This is a genomic window from Neisseria montereyensis, assembly GCF_024834045.1.
Taxonomy (GTDB): domain Bacteria; phylum Pseudomonadota; class Gammaproteobacteria; order Burkholderiales; family Neisseriaceae; genus Neisseria; species Neisseria montereyensis.
On the sequence record NZ_JANUXW010000002.1, the window covers coordinates 207,323 to 225,980 of the forward strand.

The 18,658-nt window shown below is 45.2% G+C and carries 16 protein-coding genes and 2 pseudogenes; 5 read left to right on the top strand and 13 right to left on the bottom strand.

Annotated elements, in window-relative coordinates:
- Positions 1-20: 20 nt before the first annotated feature.
- The 7 genes from misR to NXS09_RS03305 form a co-directional block, all read right to left on the bottom strand.
- On the bottom strand, positions 21-698 hold the full coding sequence (misR, locus tag NXS09_RS03275; RefSeq protein ID WP_151050715.1) for a two-component system response regulator MisR: 678 nt from the start codon (positions 696-698) through the stop codon (positions 21-23).
- Between the two features lie 188 nt (positions 699-886).
- Positions 887-2,710, bottom strand: a complete 1,824-nt coding sequence (locus NXS09_RS03280) for a PglL family O-oligosaccharyltransferase (RefSeq protein WP_259291128.1) — start codon at positions 2,708-2,710, stop codon at positions 887-889.
- Positions 2,703-3,077, bottom strand: a complete 375-nt coding sequence (locus NXS09_RS03285; RefSeq protein WP_259291129.1) for a DUF2069 domain-containing protein — start codon at positions 3,075-3,077, stop codon at positions 2,703-2,705. Before NXS09_RS03285 ends, NXS09_RS03280 begins: the two co-directional genes overlap by 8 nt.
- A 412-nt stretch (positions 3,078-3,489) precedes the next feature.
- Positions 3,490-5,703 carry a RelA/SpoT family protein gene (locus tag NXS09_RS03290; protein WP_259291130.1) on the bottom strand — a complete coding sequence of 738 codons (2,214 nt, stop codon included), beginning with the start codon at positions 5,701-5,703 and terminating at the stop codon, positions 3,490-3,492.
- 168 nt (positions 5,704-5,871) lie between these two features.
- The gene (locus tag NXS09_RS03295; RefSeq protein WP_259291131.1) at positions 5,872-7,284 is read right to left on the bottom strand and encodes a TolC family protein; all 1,413 of its coding nucleotides are present in this window, start codon (positions 7,282-7,284) and stop codon (positions 5,872-5,874) included.
- 48 nt (positions 7,285-7,332) lie between these two features.
- A complete protein-coding gene (locus tag NXS09_RS03300; RefSeq protein WP_259291132.1) occupies positions 7,333-9,270 on the bottom strand; it encodes a MacB family efflux pump subunit in 1,938 nt (645 codons plus the stop codon).
- 21 nt (positions 9,271-9,291) lie between these two features.
- The gene (locus NXS09_RS03305; protein WP_259291133.1) at positions 9,292-10,455 is read right to left on the bottom strand and encodes an efflux RND transporter periplasmic adaptor subunit; all 1,164 of its coding nucleotides are present in this window, start codon (positions 10,453-10,455) and stop codon (positions 9,292-9,294) included.
- A 506-nt stretch (positions 10,456-10,961) separates the two neighbouring features.
- Between NXS09_RS03305 and NXS09_RS03315 the strand changes: the two genes are divergently transcribed.
- Entirely contained in the window at positions 10,962-11,369 is a 408-nt protein-coding gene (locus NXS09_RS03315) for a type IV pilin protein (RefSeq protein WP_289623062.1), read from the top strand.
- A gap of 95 nt (positions 11,370-11,464) precedes the next feature.
- Positions 11,465-11,926 carry a type IV pilin protein gene (locus NXS09_RS03320; RefSeq protein WP_259291134.1) on the top strand — a complete coding sequence of 154 codons (462 nt, stop codon included), beginning with the start codon at positions 11,465-11,467 and terminating at the stop codon, positions 11,924-11,926.
- Positions 11,927-12,047: 121 nt separating this feature from the next.
- Here NXS09_RS03320 and grxB read toward each other — a convergent pair whose 3' ends face one another.
- From grxB to NXS09_RS03335, 3 genes are all read right to left on the bottom strand, one after another.
- Positions 12,048-12,695, bottom strand: a complete 648-nt coding sequence (gene grxB, locus NXS09_RS03325) for a glutaredoxin 2 (RefSeq protein WP_259291135.1) — start codon at positions 12,693-12,695, stop codon at positions 12,048-12,050.
- A gap of 116 nt (positions 12,696-12,811) precedes the next feature.
- The gene (locus NXS09_RS03330; RefSeq protein WP_259291136.1) at positions 12,812-13,420 is read right to left on the bottom strand and encodes a Maf family protein; all 609 of its coding nucleotides are present in this window, start codon (positions 13,418-13,420) and stop codon (positions 12,812-12,814) included.
- Positions 13,421-14,269: an SDR family NAD(P)-dependent oxidoreductase gene (locus NXS09_RS03335; protein ID WP_259291137.1), complete on the bottom strand. Its 849-nt coding sequence runs from the start codon at positions 14,267-14,269 to the stop codon at positions 13,421-13,423.
- Positions 14,270-14,755: 486 nt separating this feature from the next.
- Here NXS09_RS03335 and NXS09_RS03340 point away from each other — a divergent pair, with 486 nt between their 5' ends.
- The 3 genes from NXS09_RS03340 (at position 14,756) to NXS09_RS03350 (ending at position 17,923) form a co-directional block, all read left to right on the top strand.
- Positions 14,756-16,951, top strand: a complete 2,196-nt coding sequence (locus tag NXS09_RS03340; RefSeq protein WP_259291138.1) for an ATP-binding protein — start codon at positions 14,756-14,758, stop codon at positions 16,949-16,951.
- A gap of 110 nt (positions 16,952-17,061) precedes the next feature.
- Positions 17,062-17,442 carry a response regulator gene (locus NXS09_RS03345; RefSeq protein ID WP_259291139.1) on the top strand — a complete coding sequence of 127 codons (381 nt, stop codon included), beginning with the start codon at positions 17,062-17,064 and terminating at the stop codon, positions 17,440-17,442.
- Complete coding sequence (locus NXS09_RS03350; protein WP_259291140.1) at positions 17,429-17,923, top strand: chemotaxis protein CheX; 495 nt, start codon at positions 17,429-17,431, stop codon at positions 17,921-17,923. Before NXS09_RS03345 ends, NXS09_RS03350 begins: the two co-directional genes overlap by 14 nt.
- A 121-nt stretch (positions 17,924-18,044) precedes the next feature.
- Here the strand turns inward: NXS09_RS03350 and NXS09_RS10800 are convergent.
- From NXS09_RS10800 to NXS09_RS03355, 3 genes and pseudogenes are all read right to left on the bottom strand, one after another.
- A pseudogene (locus tag NXS09_RS10800) lies at positions 18,045-18,188 on the bottom strand (IS3 family transposase); the annotation flags it as partial.
- Positions 18,189-18,246: 58 nt separating this feature from the next.
- A pseudogene (locus tag NXS09_RS10805) lies at positions 18,247-18,438 on the bottom strand (DDE-type integrase/transposase/recombinase); the annotation flags it as partial.
- A gap of 7 nt (positions 18,439-18,445) precedes the next feature.
- The gene (locus NXS09_RS03355) at positions 18,446-18,586 is read right to left on the bottom strand and encodes a helix-turn-helix domain-containing protein (RefSeq protein WP_259291141.1); all 141 of its coding nucleotides are present in this window, start codon (positions 18,584-18,586) and stop codon (positions 18,446-18,448) included.
- Between the last annotated feature and the right edge of the window lie 72 nt (positions 18,587-18,658).

Genomic DNA, 18,658 nt, shown 5'->3' on the forward strand with positions numbered 1-18,658 from the left:
TGTTTTATCTTTATAAGAAATCAGTTTTTAACAAACAGGTAGCCCAAGCCGCGCACGGTTTGGATTAGAGAGGCATCACCGAGTTTGTGGCGGATACTGGAAATATGCACATCGATGCTGCGGTCGAACTTGGCCAGTTTGCGGTCGAGCGCTTCTACCGACAAGGTTTCTTTGCTCACTACTTGGCCGGCATGACGCATCAGCACTTCAAGCAGGTTGAATTCGGTGCTGGTCAGCTCAAGCGGAACGTCTTTAATGGCTGCTTGGCGTTTGGCCGGATAAAGCACCACATCGCTAACGGAAATGCTGTTGGGGCTGGCACTTTGTTCGCCCGATTGTTGTGCGCGGCGCAAGATGGCGTTGATGCGTGCCAACAGCTCGCGCGGTGTGCAGGGTTTCGGTACATAATCGTCGGCACCCATTTCCAAGCCGATAATACGGTCGATATCATCGCCTTTGGCAGTTAGCATGATGATGGGCACCTTGCTTTGGTTGCGGACGTTTTTCAATACGTCCAAGCCGTTCATTTTCGGCATCATGGAATCCAACACAACCACATCGTATTGGCCGGAAAGGATTTCCTGAACACCGGCTTCACCGTCGGGTACGCTGTTGACGTTTAAGCCTTCGGCCGTTAGGTATTCGGTTAATAATTCGGTTAACAAAGCATCATCATCTACCAATAATACGCGACTCATGGTTTGTCCTTTACCTTTTCTGGTTATGGCTGCGCAATAAAAAATATGCAGCCGAAATGATTGTTAATCTTAACATGCAAATCAGCTTTCTTGATAGCGTGTACTTCTATGCTTTTGCGCTTTTTTGCAATGCATCGGGCGGCCTTTACATTTCAGACGGCCTGTTTTACCTACTGCTAAAGGGGCTTTTATTCTCCGCATGTTTTGGCCTCGGGGTGCTGCCGGTGGAAGGCCGTACAATCGGTAGAAATTTGTTTTTCCAAAGCTTTTAACACGCCGTTGCTGCGGATTTTGTCGGCATAATGGGGCATCATATAAGGATAATAGCGGTAGGTATGATGCAGCCATTGTTCGGCCTGTTGCGTTTCCCCTGAACGGTAGCGGTATAAACCGACCTGATAAGTGCTGGAATAGGGGCGGTACATTAAGGCTTGTTGCGCCGCTTCTGCCGCCCACAAATAAATCGCACTGTCGGCAGGGTTTACCTTTCGGGTTAACGACAGTTGCGCATAATAGCGCAGCATCGGTTCGGTGGCGGCAATTTCCCTTAAGCCGTTTATTTTGTCTGCCGCCTGTAAGGCCGTTTCATTTTTTAAACGGCGGTCGAATGCGGTTAAATCGTTATAGGCAAAGCCGAGCCGCACAATCGCCGCCAGTATCAATACGGCCAATACCGAGCCGCCGATATTGTATCGGCGTGCAAGGGCATGAGTATCGGTTATATCGTTTTCTTGCGCCGGCGAAAGGCTGGCCATAATCGCAAACGGCACCAAAAAGTAGATATACCAAAGCGGATATTCGAGCATGCTGTGGCAAAGCGATACCGTCATTAAAGACAATAGCAGCAGCGATGCCATATTGGCAGGCCGTCTGAACATGCGCTTGATAACGGCCAAAAAGCCCAATACCACCACTAAGGTGCCGGCCAAACCCATTTCAGATAATAATTGCAATATCAAATTGTGCGAATGTGTAAACAGAACATTCAATAAATTATTGCTGAAGCCGTTTGCCTGACCGTCTATTAAGAAGCCTTGCTGCGCATAGCTGCCCCAACCGTATCCCCAAACTGGGGCGGATAAGAATATCATCCATGCCTTATGCCATTCGATATCGCGGGCGGAGCCGCCGAAGCTGCCGCCTTCCACCCGTGCCAGCGCGGTATCGTATTGCACGCCGGATAGCCAATCCAGCAAATAACTCATACCGAATTGAACCGCTACCGTACACATAAGGGCAAAAGCGATAATCACAACAATACGGTTGGCTGCGCGCCCTGCATATAAGCGCCATAGCGGCAGCAGTAAGCCCACACCGATAACATAAGTAAAAATCGTGCGCGAGTTTACCAATCCTAAAGCAGATGTCAGTGCCAGCACCCAAATGAATCCCAACCAGCCCGGCATCCGGCGCTGCGACCACAAATAAGATGCCGCCAGCACGCCCCACATCAGATAATGCCCTAAATGATTACGCTGGCCGAGCTGACCGTTCACTTCACGCAAACCGCGATAGGCAATAATGCCGCGAAACATGCTATCCGATGCCCAACCTGTAAACTGCATTAGGGCGACAGCGGCTTGTAGCAGTGCGCCGATGACCAATGCCCAGGCGAATATTGATACTACGCGTTCCTGCCCGATATCTGCTACCCAGCCACGGCATGCCCAAGCAGCCAGAGCAAGGATAATAAACGCCGATACGGCCATATCGCTCATGCCCGGATAAACCAGATTCATCACCCGTGCCTGCAACCACCAAAATGCCGCCAATACTAAAAAATAGACCGAAGCGGCAGGCAGCTTCACATTCAGACGGCCTGTTAGCGCGGTGAGTAACAGCAATACTGCCGCACCCGATAAAGAAGCGGCTTCCAAATAAAAGCTGGAAAGCGGGCCGACCCGGTAAAGCGAGAGAAAAGGCCCCGCACCTATCCATAGAAAACAAAGCCATAGCGGCCATAAACGCCATGCCCATACCGTTTCTTGGCCGTCTGAAAAGCGGCTATACATGTTCGGCCGCCTTTCTTTGTTGGCGCACATACATCAGGCAGGCGCTAAAAAAAGCAAGCGAGCAGAGCAAAGCAAAAGCTGCACAAGCTTTGCTGGCGGCAGATGCATCAAACAGCCTAACCACGGCCTCGGCAAAATAAGGCAAAACCAACAGGCTGCTATATTGAAAAGTATAAATCCGGCCTTTCAATATTCCGCTTAACGGCAGGCACAAAGGCAGGGCTTTTAAAGCCAGCCACGAACCGCCCGGGCGCAGCGGTGCCAGCCATAGTTCCCATGCCAGACTGATGGCGATGAGCGCACATAAGCTGATAACGGCAGCCTGATAAGCTTTACTAGATTTGGTATGGTTTGAAGGTGTATTCATAGTTTATGGGTAGGATTCTATATAGGCCGTCTGAAGCGAATAGTTGGAAAAAACGGGGGTGGGTCGGAAGTTGTGTTATCACCCGTTTAGAGCGGCCATACCGTTTCAGACGGCCGGAAAAGAAAATAGTTTACTATTGCCGCTATCTTTAATTACCGAATAAAGAATATTTCAGAATATTGGTAGGATTTTATTCATTGGACATTTTATTATTGTGGACGAATCACGGGTTAAAGACAATAAAAACATCTTCAAAGCCAAGCTGATTTTTATAGAATAGGTAAGGGTAAAATAGTTTTTATGGTTATTTTTTATCATACGCTTATTTAAAACAAACGGGTAGATAGGAATATAGAAGGCCGTCTGAAAAAGCTTCAGACGGCCTGTCGGTTATTAGATATAGATTCTAAGTTTATAGGCGGGAAATACTTAAAACGCCGTTAATTTCCATAATATTGGCCAATACGCGCGGCAGATCATCAACCTGCCGAACTTCCAGCGTAAAACGCAAACTGGCTTCCAAATTGCGGCTTTGCGTTTGCACGGCGGTAACATTGAGCTTGTGGCGGGCAAAAGCATCGGAAATATCGCGCAACAAACCGTTGCGGTCTTGGGCGCGGACTTCTACATCCACCGCAAAAACCTGCCCATCTTGTGCTTGCGCCCAAGAAGCACTCAACACTTTATCGGGAGATTGTTCGGCCAAGTGTTGGAATGACGGGCAGTTACTGCGGTGTATCGAAATACCGCGCCCGCGGGTGACAAAGCCGACAATATCATCGGGCGGCGCCGGTTTGCAGCATTTGGCCAAGGTTGTCATTAAGCCGTCTTCACCGTCCACCAATACGCCGTTTTTGCCGCCTTTTTTGATTTTCGACTGCTTAATAATGGTGGTTTCATTTACCGGTGCGGGCGGCGGTTCAATCAATTTGCCGCAGGCTTTTTGAATGGCGCGCGGTGAAATTTCACCCTGCCCGACGGCGGTATATAAATCTTCGATTTTTTTAAAACCGAGCTTTTCCGATAAATCTTGCAAATTCGGTTTCGGCACAACTTTGGCCAGTTGTTTTTCAAGCTGGTTGCGGCCGTTTTCACGTACGGAGTCGGCATTTTGCTGGCGGATAAACGCCCGGATTTTACTGATGGCTTTGCTGGATTTCACCCATCCTTCATACAGCCAGTTGACCGACGGCGAGCCTTCTTTGGCGGTGATGATTTCCACCCGTTGGCCGTTTTCGAGTTGGGTAGACAGCGGCACAATCTGTCCGTCTACTTTCGCACCGCGGCAGCGGTCGCCTATGCTGCTGTGCAATGCGTAGGCAAAGTCGATGGGGGTCGAGCCGGTGGGCAGTGATAAAACTTTACCGTGCGGGGTGAGCACATAAATCGTATCGTTGAATAATTCGGTACGGAATGCGCCGGCCAAGTCTTCACTATCGTGGTCGGCCATGTTTTCCCGCCATTCGAGCAGTTGGCGCAGCCATGCGATTTTTTGTTCGTAGGCGCTGTCGCCCTTGCCGCCTTCTTTATAGCGCCAGTGTGCCGCTACCCCGAATTCATTGAATTGGTGCATATCGAAGGTGCGGATTTGCACTTCCACACCTTTGTCTTGCGGCCCGATAACTACGGTGTGCAGGCTTTTATAGCCGTTGCCTTTGGGTTGGGCGATATAGTCGTCGAACTCGCCGGGCACGGGCTGCCATTTGCTGTGGACAATGCCTAAGGTGGTGTAGCATTCGGCAACGGTATCGACCAGAATACGCACGGCACGGATATCGTAAAGCCCTTCAAAGCCGATTTTTTTCTTCACCATTTTTTTATAAATGGAGTAAATATGTTTGGGGCGGCCGGCAACTTCGTAATGAATATGGTATTTATCCAATTCGGTGCGCAAATCATTGAGGAAGTTTTCGATATATTCGAGCCGCTCGGTACGCTTTTCGTCTAGTAAAGTGGCGATTTCTTTGTATTTTTCGGGATTCTGATAGCGGAAGCCTAAATCTTCGAGCTGCCATTTGAGTTGCCATACCCCCAAACGGTTGGCCAGCGGGGCGAAAATATCAAGTGTTTCTTTGGCTAAGGCGCGCTTTTCTTCGCTGTCGGGCAGGGTGCCGATAAATTGCATGGTGCGGGTACGCAGTGCCAGTTTAATCAGTACCACACGGATATCGCTTACCATCGCCAACAGCATTTTACGCATGGTTTCGGCTTGTTGCGTCCGCTCTTCGGGCGTGGCTAAGCTGTCGACACGGGCGAAGTGGGTCAGCTTTTGTACTTCGTCGATACCCTTGACTAAATTCGATACGGAAGCGCCGCATTTTTCAGTTACCGTTTCTTGCCATTCGGGATAATACAACGGGATTGAGGTGAGTATGGTGGCAGCGACGGCATCCGGCAGCAAATCCATATCGGCAACCATTTGTGCGGCACCGAGAAAGTGGCTCATTAAAGGTTCTTTGTCGACTGTGAGGTCGTCAACAGGATAATATTCTTGAACCAGTTTGCGTGCGTTAAGCAATAGTTGTGCATCTTTGTCGCCGAGTTTGGCAACATAGCCGTTGAACCATTTGTGGTAGTCGTCGAGATTCGGTGCGATGCTGCTGGGGGCTTGTGCAATATTGGTCATGGCGTTTCCCAATACAACGAAGAAGAGCGGTTATTGTAGCGTTAAATTTCTTTTAAACCAATCGGGGATATGAGGCCGTCTGAAACATTTCAGACGGCCTTGGCATATTATATGACCATTTGTTTTATTAGGTTTAAAATATGGATATTGGTGTTTGGGAATGGTTGCTTATTCCAATGTGGTATTACTTGCGCTATTGCCGGTGCTGTAACGGCCGGCCATGGCTTTATAGATCATGTTTTCGTATTGCAGGCTTTCATAGCGCTGGTTTAACAGCGTGCGGGCGGCGCTGTATTCATCGTTTAAGGCTTCCAGCCAGACCCTTAATTCGTTTTTGCCGTTTTCATAGCGTATTTGATAATAGCGGCTGTTTTTCTGCCGTAAGGCATATTGTTGTTGGCTGTCGGCATAGGTTTGCAGGGCATTGCGGTATTTTTGGTAATTTGTGGCGACTTCGTTTAAGGCGGTGGTTACGGCTTGTTCAAAATCTAGATTGGCTGCTTGAAAATCGGCTTCGGCATTTTTATTCGTCCATTTCAGCGTTTTCCAATCCAAGAAAGGCAGGTTGATTCTCAACGAACTGCCGAGAAACGGCACATGAAATAGGGTGCCGGCCGTATCGGAAGCCGTGCTGATACTGGCGCCGATGGTAACGCTGGGATAATAGCTGCGCCTTTCTGCATCAACGTTTCTCAAGGCGGATTGCAGTCGGTATTCGGCCGCACGCAGATCGGGGCGGTTGGCCAGTGTGGCAATGGGAACGTTTAAATCCACACCGATGACATCATGCAGGCGGAAATTTTCAGGATTGGCAGCAGGCGATTCGCCGGGTTTGAGGTTTAATAAATTTCTCAGCACTTCTTCGGCAGTTTCTTTTTGCGTAGCCAATTGCGTCAGGCTGCTTTGTGCGGCCAAGAGTGACTGCTCCGCTTGGCGGGGGCTGGCGGCATCGGCTTTTCCGTAGCGGTATTTGGCCGACATAATGCGGCTGATTTCTTGATATTGCCGTATGGTTTTTTCAGTTAGGTTGATGGCCTCGTTGAGATAGGCAATATTGAAATAGGCATCGGTAATATTGTTGGCCAAGGTTAACCGGGTGGCGGCCATATCTTGGGCGGTTGCCTGATATTCCCATAGTTGGGCATCGGCTCTGGCGTTGAGCCTGTGCCACAAATCAAGCTCGTAGCTTAAACCGAGTTGGCTGCTGTATGAAGTGTTGCTGTTGCCGGTATCGAGATTTTTATTATTGGTAGCGCCTAGAGAGGCGTTGAAGTCGGGCACCAAATCCGCCCCTAAAATATTGGCTTGATAAAGGGCTTTGTTAATGCGGATGGCGGCTTTTTTTAAATCGATATTGCGCTCGAATGCTTGTTGAATAAGGGCATTGAGTTGGTCGTCTTGGTAGCCTTCCCACCAATTGGGCTGGATATGGTAGCGCCGGGCGGTTTCGGTGGCGGAAATCACATTGCCTGTTGCCGCCAGTGTTAGGTTTTGATCGGCACTGTGGTTAACGGCGCAGCCGCCAAGTAGGAAAACCACTCCTAAGGTGAAGGCCGTCTGAAAAGAAGTTTGTGGTTTCATAAAACGGTTCCGATGGTTTCAGACGGCTTGAGTGGCCGTCCGAATGGTTTAATCGTGTGCCAGCGCATCAATCGGATTTAAACGTGAAGCGCGTCTGGCGGGCATAAAACCGAATATCACGCCGATAATGGTGGAGCAGGAAACGGCGGCAACAATCGACATGGTGGAAAAAGCCATCGCAAAATCGGTCACGAAATGGTTAAACAATACGCTGATGACAAAAGAAAACAATACGCCGGTCAGCCCGCCTATCAGGCAGATGAGAACGGCTTCGATAAGAAACTGCTGCAAAATATTGGATTGGCGGGCGCCGATGGCCATGCGTATGCCGATTTCTTTGGTACGCTCGGTGACGGATACCAACATAATGTTCATCACACCGATACCGCCGACCACCAGTGAAATCAGGGCGATACTGGAAATGAGCAGCGTCATGGTGCCGGCCGTGCTTTCTACGGTTTGTTTGATGCTGTCACTGTTGCGCATAAAGAAATCAACGGCATCGTGTCTGATGGTGAGTAGTTCGGTCAGGCTGTTTTCGGCGGCTTGCGCATTGGCATTGTCTTTCAATTTCACAATAATGGAGCTGATATAACGCTGTCCGGTGATTTGGTTGAGTACGGTGGTGTAAGGTGCCCACATCAATAGGCTGTCGCTACTGCCGAAAGCGCTGTCGTCCGGCTCTGTTACCCCGATAATCCGTAGCGGGCGTTTGCGGAAGAAAATAATTTTGCCTAATGGGTCGGTACCGTCTGCAAACAGTTGGCTTTCGGTATTGTAGTCAATCACCACCACTTGATTGTTTTGCTTCACGTCATCGGCATCATAAAAACGGCCTTTGGCCAGTTTAATACCGCGCACATCGAAATATTGTTCGCCCGCACCGTAAAGTTGGGCGGAAAGATTCATATTGCGGTAAGTCAATGTGCCGCCGGAAGACGTCATCGGTGTGGTGCTGTCAACATAGCTTTGTCTACCGATCGCTGTAGCATCTTGAATGGTAAGGGTGCGTATCCGCCGCGCACGGCGGTCGCCAAAACCACGACCGGGATAAATGCTGATGGTGTTGGTTCCGATGGCATTGATTTCTTCGAGGATTTTTTCTTGCGAACCTTTGCCGAGTGCGACGACGGATACTACCGAAGCAATACCGATAATGATGCCGAGCATGGTGAGTAGCGAGCGCATTTTATGCGCCATAATGGCCTGTACCGACATCCGGAAAGATTCTAAAAATTGGTCTTTAAAAAATAGCCATGAGGTTTTTTCTTCGATACTGGTGATATTACCGCTTGGAATGTCAGTGGTTTTGCTGGTGTCGTTAATAATTTTACCGTCGCTGATTTCGATAATACGGTTGGCGCGGGCGGCAATTTTGGGGTCGTGGGTCACTAAAATCACGGTGTGGCCCTGCTCGTGTAGATCGTGAATAATTTCCATCACGTTTTCGCCCGATTCTGTATCCAAAGCACCGGTCGGTTCGTCGGCCAGAATAATCTCACCGCCGTTCATCAGGGCGCGGGCAATACTCACACGCTGCTGTTGGCCGCCTGAAAGTTCGCTGGGTTTATTGTTTTCTTTTCCCTTTAAGCCTAAGTCGTTCAGAATACTTTCGGCACGCCGGTTGCGTTCGGCCGGCCCTGTGCCGGCATAAACCGATGGTAATGCCACGTTGTCGCGGGCGTTGATGGCGCCGAGTAAGTTGTATCTTTGGAAGATAAAACCGAAACGTTTACGGCGTAATGCGGCTAATTCGTCGGCAGACATTTGCGCGGTTTCTATGCCGTCGATGGTATAAGAGCCCGAACTTGCCACATCCAAACACCCTAAGATATTCATCAGTGTGGATTTGCCCGAACCGGATTGGCCGATAATGGCAACAAAATCGCCTTTTTCGATGGAAAGGCTGATATCTTGCAACACATGAACACGGTTGTTGCCTTCGCCGAAATAGCGATTGATGTTTTTACATTCGATTAAACTCATAACCCGCTCCGTTTGCCCTGTTTAGAAACGGGGGCGGTTGTTGTTATTGGGGGTGGAAGAGTCTGATTCCGAAAGAATCACTTGCTCGCCTTCTTTCAACCCCTCTGTGATTTCGATATTGGTGCCGTCGCTCAAGCCGGTTTTCACCACACGTTCCTGAGGTTGGTTTTTATCGTCGAGAATGCGCACGATTTTTTGACCTTCTCTGGTTTTAACGGCTAGATTCGGAATGCCGAGTACGTTTTGGACACCTTTGATAATAATGCTGTTTTCCGTGGTCATGCCGATGTGTAACATATTGTCGTCATTGGGTACCAACGAGCGGGCATAATAGTAAACGGCGGTATCGGTTGTGTCGGTTTTGGCAGAATAAGCGCCTTGTGAAAGAATCGTCAGCCCCGGGTCAATCGAATCGATAACTGCCTCGCGCTGTACTTCTTCGGTATCGCCCAATATAGAAAAAATGAGTTGTTGGCCGGCCTGTACTTTATTGGCGTCGCCCTCGGCAATCTGCATTTTATTCAGCATTTTGCTCAAATCGGCCACCTGTACGATAGTCGGTGTGGTTTGATTGGCGTTAACCGTTTGCCCTTCTTCTACGGGTACGGATACCACCGTGCCGTCTATTGGTGAAACAATGCGTGTATAGCCTACATCTGCTTCGGCGGTATTGATGGAAATGCGGGTTTGTTTGATTAAGGATTGTAGCTCTGCTACTGAAGCGCGAGCTTCGGCACGGGCATCTTCCGCGTCTTCCAATTCTGCTTTGGAAGTTGCCTGTTCCGCCCATAACGCCTGTTCGCGTTGGTATTTCCGTTCCGCAGTTTTGCGCCTGATTTCAGCAGAACGCAGCTGTGCCTGATAGGTTTCTAATCTGGCTCTGAATGTATTTAAAGAGTTTAATTGGGTGGTGGCATCAATTTCAGCAATCAAATCGCCTCTGGCTACCTGTTGTCCTAATTTGACATGAAGTTTTTTAATTTGGCCGGAAGCCTGTGCGCCGACATCCACCAGCTGGGCTGCCGATATCTCTCCGGTAGCGCTAACGGTTTGTTGGATATCCATACGGCCAACCGGTTGTGTCAGATAATTAATTTTTTGTTCGGGCTTGAAATATAGCCAAGCCGCCACCCCTAAAATCAATACGGCTGCCGATATGGCAAGCCATTTTTTTGCTTTTGCCATTGTTTTCCACTTACTTTAAAAAGTTTTAATCGTTTGTTTGGTAATGCAGAGAAAGGGCACCAAAAGTACCCGATAAAACCGAAAGAAACAGTTTACTGTAAAAGTAATGCCGCTCCAAGTGTGATAGTGAGTGTTGATTTTTTTAATTAATTGTTTTTTAATGGGTTTAAAGAAAATATTTTACTCATTAAACATTATTTCTTCACAAAACTTTCCATCGTTTAAAATCATTACTAAATAAAATGCAACAGTTTCGTCGGAAAATTATTCCGTTTATCATATTTACAAGACCAAATATCTTTTTATATAACAAGCGGCGCATAATATAACTATACTTACAAATTGAATAAATATAGTTGGAAAGGCTGAATCATCAGGTTATAAACGGCAAAGGAATATGTCTGTTTAATATCTGATTTTGCTTTTACCCGACAGCTAAAAAATATTATTTAATTATTTAAACAGACACATTCGGTTAACACGCTTACTTCTTTTTACGAACAAATATGATGAAACAACAACAAAAAGGTTTTACATTAATTGAGCTGATGATTGTGGTTTTAACATTGGCTCTTTTGGCCACCATTGCATACCCTTCATATGAAACTTATATCCGCCGAACGCGCTTGGAAAATGTGCGTGCGAATTTATTGTTAAATGCTCAAAAAATGGAGCGGCATTATAGTCAGCAACATCGTTTCCCGAGTACGGTCGCTGCAGCTGATTTGGAGCAGAATACCTACTTTGATATTAGCTATGAGGCAGCGAGTGGCGATAATTTTAGACTAATTGCTAGGCCTAATAAAAATAATAATCCCAATGAAAATCGCTATATGCAGATTAATGGCGATGGGATTGTTAGTGTTTGCGAACAGTCAACAGGTGAAGAAGCAAATTGTTATGTGTATAAATAAAGACACATAAGAAGATTTAGTGGTAACTTGATTTACAATTTCTTTAAAAATAAACATACTCTTTCTATTTATTATGAATAATAGAAGGATAAAGTATGTTAAAACGATATAAAGGCTTTACGCTGCTTGAATTAATGATAACTTTGGCAGCATTTGCCATTTTGGCGGTTATTGCGATTGGGGGCTATCAAACCTATATCCGTCATGCCCGCTTGTCGCAAGTACATGCCGCTTTATTGCAGAATGCACATTTTATGGAGCGTTTCTATCAGCAAAACCGTAGCTTCAAGGAAACATCAACCACATGGCCGATATTGCCAGAGCGCAGTACCGGCCATTTTTGTATTCTTCCGCAGGGCAATGCAAGGGGTGCCCATGATGATCAATTTACTTTAAAAGCAGTGGCATTCGATAAAAACAATGAGCCGAGAAGCTTGAAAATTGATGAATCTTTGATTGTGACGATTTGCGAGACGACTTCGAGCAGTTGTGAAGATAAAGGTGATTTTTTTAGAGGGGGGAGTCGGGTAGATAAAAAATGCACTGTTTTTAAATAAGAGAAGTATTTTTATTTTAATTGTTGGTTTAAATTCAATGTTTAATGGTAAATTGTATTGTCGATACTTTCAGACGGCCTCATACATAGAACGGTATGGGGCCGTCTGAAAAATACCGATTTTAAATGGCTCTGTCGGTAAATAAAGGGATATTGGTCATTTTGCTGATGCGGTCAATATAGGCTTGAGTTTTGGTAGGGAATGTCAGCCCACGCACAATGGTTAGAATACATAATATTGGAAATACAAGAATATCTTCCATGCTGAATGTGCCGTTTAATCCCTCTGGGGAAACAACCCATTTTTCCAGATCGGCCAGATCGGCACGGATTTTTTGCATATATTCATCAGTCTTATCAAGATTTTCTTGAAAACTACCGATATTCTTTTCTTTTTTCCGAACAAAATAATCAATAGCCGCTTGTGTCGCAAATTCAGGCATATCAACCAGTACATCACGAGGATGGACAAGTCGGGTGACATATTTACTTACATTATCAAACCATGTTTGTATTTCAGGCCGGATTTCTTCTTTCAGACGGCCTTTCCCGGATAATTCGTCTAGATAGCGGACAATCTCCAGACTTTCACCCATATAGCTCCCATCGTCTTTTTGCAAAATGGGAACCTGTTTGGAACCTATCATGCGGATAGGGGTGGCTTCGTCGTCGTTTTGTAGAATAATATTTTCTATATTCATATGATGAAAGCCCGCAGCCATACGGGCGCGTATGCAAAACGGGCAATGTTCGTAAATATAAAGTTTCATCGTATAGGCTCCTGATAAATCGCTGTGATTTGAATACAGCATGACATGAAAAATAAACAGATTTAGAACCGTACTGTTTGTTGGATATTAGCGTATCTTTATATTTTATTTTGTGGCTATTCAGGCCGTCTGAAAGGGGGAGTATCAATATTTAATGTTTTTAATAATGAGATGGTTTCAAAAACCGGCAGCCCCATTACGCCGGTAAAACTGCCTTTTAAGTTCTCAACAAATATTCCTCCGATGCCTTGAATGCCGTAGGCTCCGGCCTTATCCATCGGTTCGCCGCTGGCAATATAGGCAGAAATCTCTTCATGATTTAATACTTTGAACTCAACATCACTTTGTTGCACAACATGATAAGTGCGGCCTTGCCAATAAATACATACGGCGGTTAGCACTTGATGGGTTGTCCCCGAGAGTTTGCTAAGGATTTCATAAGCATGTTTGGAGGATTCGGGTTTACCCAAAATATGGTTTTGTAGGGCAACCACCGTATCTGCGCTGAGCAAAGGATATTCGGGTTCGGTTGAATATTCCGTCTGCCAACGGCTAACCGCATCCGCATTTTTTTCACAAGCCATTCTCAGTACATAATTTACCGCCGTTTCGTTTGGTAAAGGGCTTTCATCAATGCCGGCAGGTAGTTTTAAGACGGTATAACCTAAATTTTCTAAGATTTCCCGTCTTCTCGGACTGCCTGATGCCAGATAAATTTTGTGCATTTATTTTTTACCCTGTCCCTTAACCGCTCCGCGCTGCATACGGTCAAGCAGCCAAATCGGCAGCAGACGGCGTAAATACCAAAATAAAACGGTAGGGAAAGTAACCAAATACCGCGGTTTAGGCTTGTCGGCCGTTAATGCTTTCACACAAATGGCCGCGCAATCATGGGACGACATCGTAAACGGTGCGGCAGCTCCTTCCATCTTCAAACGGTTTAATTGGCGTTGGTAGCTGTCGGCATGAACGCTGTTGGACATATCAATATATTGAAGAAATTTCTTCAAGGCATTCGGGCGGAAGCGGGTGGCAATCGGCCCGGGTTCGACCAAGCTGACAAAAATACCGCTGCCGTAGGTTTCATGCCTTAAGGTATCGCACATGCCCTCCAGGGCAAATTTTGTGCTGTTATAAGCACCCCGCCACGGCATGGCGGAGAATCCCAAAATACTGCTGTTGACTAAAATACGCCCGCTTTGCTGTTTACGGAATACTTTCATTGCCAAGCGGATACATTCCCATGCACCGAATACATTGGTTGCAAATTGTTCGCGTAATGCTTCGTTGGGAATATCTTCTACCGCGCCGACTTGGCCATAACCGGCATTACAAAACAGCGCATCTAACGATCCGCCGGTTTGTGCCAAGATGGTTTCAAAGGCCGTCTGAATATTACCGATATCGGTCACATCCAAGCGGAGCGCATCAGATAGCCCCTCACGCTGTAAACGATCGACATCTTCCTGATTGCGGCAGGATGCAAAGACACGCCAACCGGCTTGGTGTAATTGTTTTGCAGTGTCGTATCCGATGCCGCTTGAGCAGCCTGTAATTAAAATGGTTTTTTTCATTGTTTAAGCATACCTGATAAATGGACGGTAGAACCGTTAATTTCAACATAATTCTAGGGGGAGGTATGGTTCAATACGGTTCTAAACTTGTCTTATTATCACATAATAGTAGAGAAAATACCTATCTACCTGATTTTATGCGGTCATTAATATAAAGACACCCTTGAAGTTTTGCGATGATTATTTATTGGCTATTGGGTAAGGGGGGTATTTTATTTGTTAAATAAATTTAATTTGTGTTAGTTTTACAACATGATATATAAATAGTTAAGTGTTTATAAATAGGAAGAAAATATATAAATAGCATGTTTTAGAGTGTCGTAACTTGATCGGCATATTCAGTAAATTAATGTAATTGATAAATTTATTTGGTATATTATTTCTTTGTTGAAAGTTTTTTTGAAAACATATTAGTGAAGTATTTTTAAAGCTTCCGATAATTAAAAATATTGAAAACGTTTTTTTTGTTAAAAAAAGGGGCTGTTTATGGGTAATGCTACATGTAATGTTGCTCAACCGTCATGTGAACAGAGTTTTTCACTGAGAAAGCGATACCGTAACGTAGCGATTTCTATTGCCGTATTTTTGGCTTTGGTTTCAGGTCTGATGTATTACGGTTATAGCATTTCGGTCAAAATTCAGAAGAATCAAGTTCAAATCGATGCCGCAGGTACGTTGAGCGATACTTTTTACGATATCTTAACGGCAACTCAAGAGCTGCAAATTTCCAGCTTGGAGCAGAATGTAGAAAGAAAGGCATTGGCAGCTAATCCGGAACAGATGCAGCTTGTTAATTCTAAATATATTACTCAGCAAATAGAAAAACAGAAATGGTTGGAAGAGCGACATAAAACGGCAGAAGATTTAATCCGCATTTTAGATAAGGGAGGTGCTTACGACATTGTAGAAGGTGTCGAACGCATTATGCCTTTGGAGATTAAAGAAACCCGCAATTCTTTAGATGCGGTCGAAGCTATTTGGGGGGAGTACCGGTCGTTGCTTAGTCAGGTAACCGCATATCCGGCCGATTCGGGTGGTAATGCTGATTTTGCCAAGGAAGTATCGGAGTTCGCAGCACAAAATCAAGAAGCGATTTACGATAATATTGATGAGATTATTGTCCGCTTGAATGAAAATATTATCGAATATGCGACTTTACAAAAAAATGTTCAGATAGCCGGTATCGGATTGTCAGTATTGTATTTTTTATTCTTTATGGGCTTCTTTATGCGACGGCTGACAAAATCTGATCAGGAAGCGGCAAAAGTTCGTCGTGAGAATTTGGAAATTTTACAAGCAGTCAATAGCGGTTTATTTTTGCTCGATAAAAATTTAAATATCGGTTCGCAGTATTCTCAAGAATTAGAGCATTTATGGGGTAAAAGAGATTTTGGCGGGCAAAATATGCTGAGTGTTTTATCTGATATGGTGAGTAATCCCGATGATTTGGAAGTTGCCGGTAGTTTTATCCGTCAGCTTTATAATCCGAGAACAAAGGAAAAATTAATCGGTAGTCTGAATCCGTTTATCCGAAGCCCGATGATTGTAACCAATCAGAAAGGTGTAAAAGAAACCCGTTATTTGGATTTTAAATTTAACAGGGTCTACCACGATAATGAAATTGCCCGTGTCTTGGTTAGCGTAACGGATGAAACCGATTCGGTATTATTGGCCGATAAGATTACTAAAGAGCGCAAGCAAAATGATTTACAGATGGAAATGTTGTCATTTATTTTGAATGCGGATGCCAAATTGCTGACTGATTTTATTGACACGGCTAAAAAGCGCAATAACAGTATTAATGAGGTTTTAAAACAACCGGTAAAAGCTCAGGCGGATTTTTTTGAGAAATTACATGTGATTTTTCGAGAAGTACATGGCTTGAAAGGTGATGCGAGTTCTTTGAATTTACATGGTTTTGTAACCATTGCAGAAAGATTGGAAGAAAATCTGAAAGACTTGCAGGGTAGAAAAACATTAAACGGGGAAGATTTCCTCATGTTGACCGTATCATTGGAAGAGTTGTTTAACCTGACTCAAACCATTGAGGATTTAAATAACCGCATTAATAAAGCCACCGAAGGCGGCCGGCATTCGCCACTTGCCGCACGACATATTCAGAATCCTGAACCAATGAAAGGCCAACTCAATAAATATGTACAAGAATTGGCCGAGCGAAATGGTAAAAAAGTGGATTTCAGTTGCGAAGGTATGGATAACCCGCGTATCAGCATGATGGTGAGAAGCCAATTTAAAGAATTGGCGGTACAGTTATTGAGAAATGCGGTCGTACACGGTGTAGAAATACCGCAGGTTCGCAAACAAAAGCATAAATTGGAATCCGGCCATATACGATTGGCTTTGGTAGAAACCGAGAATACATTCCGTCTTGATATACAGGATGATGGTACGGGTATTGATACGGAGTTAATCCGCACCGCATTGGTTAAACAAAACATGTATTCTGAAGAAGAGGCAGCCAAATTAGACAAACAAGCATTGATACAGAAAATCTTTATGCCCGGATTTTCGACTGCTATCAATAAGAATGAAGATGCAGGACGCGGTGTCGGTATGGATTTAGTGAACGACAGAATCAGAAAATTAAAAGGTAAAGTCTCTATTTCTACTCGGGTAGGGGCATATACATGCATTACCTTAAGCATACCGAATAAATTTTAATATCGGATTAGGGGGCAATAAAAGCCATATAACGGTATCTTATATAGCATATTGGATATGGCTTTGGAAGTTAATTTCTATATATTCAACACATTATAAAAGGGAAAACAATGATTACGATAATGGTGGTGGATGATTCCAATGTTATCCGGAACCGTATTACACGAAGCTCTGAAAGCCAAGGGTTTGAAGTGGTGGCGACGGCGGCCAATGGTGTGGATGCCGTTCAGCTCTATGAAATATTGAAACCCGATTTGGTTACCATGGATCTGACGATGCCCAAAATGGATGGGTTGGCCTGTATCCGTAATATCATCAAATTGGATGAAAATGCTAATATTCTGGTGATTTCCGCATTGGCAGATAAAGCCACAGGTATTAAAGCATTGGAGTATGGTGCGCGCGGGTTTATCTATAAGCCTTTTACCGATGAGGACTTATTTGAAGCACTCCGTGAAATGTCGGCGGAGGTTGTCAATGAAAGAGGATAAAATACAAGTATTTTTAGAGGGGGTGCGTAAATATTTTACCCAAGTGGCCGGAGAGGAAGTCTTTATTGGAACGCCTTATCTTGTTGAAAATAAGATACCTGCCGCCCAACATTATTCCGGTGTGATTGCGGTATCAGGATGTACTAGGGGGATTGTGTATTTTACCTGTCCGCAACAAATGGCTAAACGCTTATTGGTATTGATGGGGGAAACCGATACATCGGAAGAAAATATTATGGATTTGATTGGCGAAGTTGCCAATACGATTGCAGGGAATGCACGGAGTCAGTTTGGTGAGAAATTTGAAATTTCCGTACCTGTTGTGATAAGAGGCGCACCGGATGAAATTATGTTGCCTCGTGAAGGGCGATCTTTTGTGATTCCTTTGGAGTGGGAAAGATTGCATGCAGCGATTATTATTGCGTTGTATAAGGCAACGGGTTGTATGCAGGAAGCTGATAAGTCTGACCAACATAAATAAGCGGATACACGGGGTTTTATAATATAGTTGCCGGTGTTGGATTGATATTTCAATCAATACAATAAAGGCCGTCTGAACCTTGAACTACCCCCCCAAATCTTGGACAAACATAAAAGCCTTTTCAGGCTGCCTTTTCGAGCTGGGTTCTGTATGCCACAGGACTCAGCTTTTTCAATTTCAAACTACATCGCTCATGATTGTAGTGCCGGATATAGTCGTCTATTGTCTGTATCAGCTCTGTTGTCGAAAGTCTGCCTTCCTGATAAAAGCATTCCGTGTTTCGTCAACGTGCGACGGTAGGCTTCCGTACGGTACAGCACACCTTGATTGGAATGCAGCAGCACTTTATCTGCTTTTGTCAGCTTACAGACTGGATCATTCAGCATTCTTTCCACCATCTCGCTGTTCGGGCGGCGGCTCATCGAATAAGCGATGATTTCCCGGTTAAATACATCCAATATCGGTGACAGATACAGTTTACCGTTGCTGCACTTGAATTCGGTGGCATCAGTCAGCCATTTCTCATTCTTGGTTAGATGCGGCTATCCAGCGGCGTAAATAGGTACGGGAAATATTAAAGTGATCGGCGGTACGCTGTTGGCTGCGTACGCGCTGATAATATTGTACGGCTTGGTATTTAAAGTCTAATGTATATTTGCTCATAAGAAACTGCACCTTAATGGGTTGGAGGGGTGTCCAACTTTTGGGGTGCAGTTCAAACTTTTCAGACGGCCT